Source organism: Pseudomonas inefficax, from assembly GCF_900277125.1.
Taxonomy (GTDB): domain Bacteria; phylum Pseudomonadota; class Gammaproteobacteria; order Pseudomonadales; family Pseudomonadaceae; genus Aquipseudomonas; species Aquipseudomonas inefficax.
Genome location: NZ_OPYN01000022.1, coordinates 1 through 1,549 on the forward strand (window position 1 = coordinate 1; position 1,549 = coordinate 1,549).

Here is a 1,549-nt window from a genome sequence, read left to right on the forward strand (position 1 = left end):
TAGCCCCTTTGCCCACGCAACTGCGTTGGGCGCACTGAACCCCAGAAGCCAAAAGGAAGCAAATCATGACTATCAAAGCCATCAACGTTCGCAACCAGTTCAAAGGCACCGTGAAAGAAATCCTCGAAGGCCCGGTACTGTCGGAAATCGACGTGCAGACTGCTTCGGGCATCGTCACTTCGGTCATCACCACTCGCTCCGTGCGTGAGCTGGAGCTGCAGGTGGGCAGTGAGGTTATTGCCTTTGTGAAGTCGACTGAAGTGTCCATCGCCAAGCTGTGATGGATGTTGGCCATGGGGCTGCCTTGCAGCCCTTCGCGGGCACGCCCGCTCCCACAGGTACTGCGCAGGTTTCAGGTTTTGCGCGGACCCTGTGGGAGCGGGCGTGCCCGCGAAGGGCCGCACAGCGGCCCCAATGATCTCAGTTGGAACGCTTGGCCAGAAACGGCGGCAGATACAACCCCAGATACGCCTCGAACACCCGCTTGCCTTCCTCGGCCATGCGCGGTGTGATCGCCTCATGCAACTGCACCGACCGCGCATACACCCGGTCGCTCAATTCCATGGCCAGGGCAAACACGTCCACATCCACCGGCATCACCGGCAGATGAAAGTGCTGGTCGAACAACTTGTGCATCAAGTCGCCCAGCTCCATATCGTGCTGCCGATCGGCCTGCACCACTTCGCTCAGGCCGTGCTGGGCCAGGATCAGCTGCCGCGCCGCGGCGTCCTCGTTGTAGATATCCAGCATGCGCTGCTCGATCAGCCGTGACAGTTCGTGCCAGGTGTTGACCGCACTGCTGTCGATAGGCGCGCTCAGCGCTTCACGGAAGGCCCGGTGTACATCGGTCGTCAACGCCTCCAGCAGCGCCGGCACGCTGGCGAAAAAGTGGTACACCGAAGACGGTGGAATCTGCGCGCGCTCGGCCACGCTGTAGATCGACAGGCTTGCCACCCCCAGCTCGGCCAGCAACTCGCGTGCAGCCGCCAGGATCGCCTCGATCCTGGCCTGGCTGCTGGCGCGCGGCTTGCGCGGGGTGGCAGTGCGGGTCATCAGTTGCTGATCGCCAGGATGCTGGCCTGGTAGGCGCCGACGAACAGGTCGAAGTCGCCGACTTCCTGCTGTTCCAGGCGCGACTGCTCGGCCAGCGAGTCGCGGGCGAGGGTTTCGAAGGCCTGCTGGCGCTCGACCGGCAGTGGCTGCTCGCGGAAGGTTTCGGCGTGGATGCGGCTCTGGCGCAGGGAGAACTTGACGAAGCTTTCGTCATGCTCGGTCATGCGTGCCAGTACCTGGGCCGACGGGGTCAGCGAGGCATCGTCGACCTTGGCCTGTTGGGCATCCAGGGCCTTGCCGTGTTCTGCACTACCTTGCGCCTGGTCGAGCAGCTCGGCCAGTGGGCGGATACGCTCGATCAGCTCGCTGGCCCAGGCCTTCAGGCCAATCGGCTGGCCATCGCGGCGCAGTTCCAGGCCCGGGCGACGGCCTTCCTTGACCACGGTCAGGAAATTGCTGGTGCACTGGCCGCATTCGCCGTTATCCAGTTGCGGGC

General features: G+C 63.5%; 2 protein-coding genes and 1 pseudogene. 1 reads left to right on the forward strand and 2 read right to left on the reverse strand.

Features of this window, described 5'->3' with window-relative positions; genetic code table 11:
* Positions 1–65 precede the first annotated feature (65 nt).
* Positions 66–281 (forward strand): TOBE domain-containing protein, encoded by a 216-nt coding sequence (locus JV551A3_RS02465; protein ID WP_003255829.1) that lies wholly within the window; start codon positions 66–68, stop codon positions 279–281.
* A 139-nt stretch (positions 282–420) separates the two neighbouring features.
* On the opposite strand, the gene JV551A3_RS02470 is transcribed toward JV551A3_RS02465, so the two are convergent.
* Together JV551A3_RS02470 and JV551A3_RS02475 are read right to left on the reverse strand one after the other, a co-directional pair.
* On the reverse strand, positions 421–1,053 hold the full coding sequence (locus JV551A3_RS02470) for a TetR/AcrR family transcriptional regulator (protein ID WP_133978300.1): 633 nt from the start codon (positions 1,051–1,053) through the stop codon (positions 421–423).
* Positions 1,053–1,549 (reverse strand): annotated as a pseudogene (locus JV551A3_RS02475) (glutamate--cysteine ligase); the annotation flags it as partial. The pseudogene JV551A3_RS02475 and the gene JV551A3_RS02470, both read right to left, overlap by 1 nt.

Bases quoted from the DNA above. Each gene is read 5' to 3' on its own strand.
- JV551A3_RS02465 (WP_003255829.1), top strand. From the start codon at position 66: ATGACTATCAAAGCCATCAACGTTCGCAACCAGTTCAAAGGCACCGTG.
- JV551A3_RS02470 (WP_133978300.1), bottom strand. From the start codon at position 1,053: ATGACCCGCACTGCCACCCCGCGCAAGCCGCGCGCCAGCAGCCAGGCC.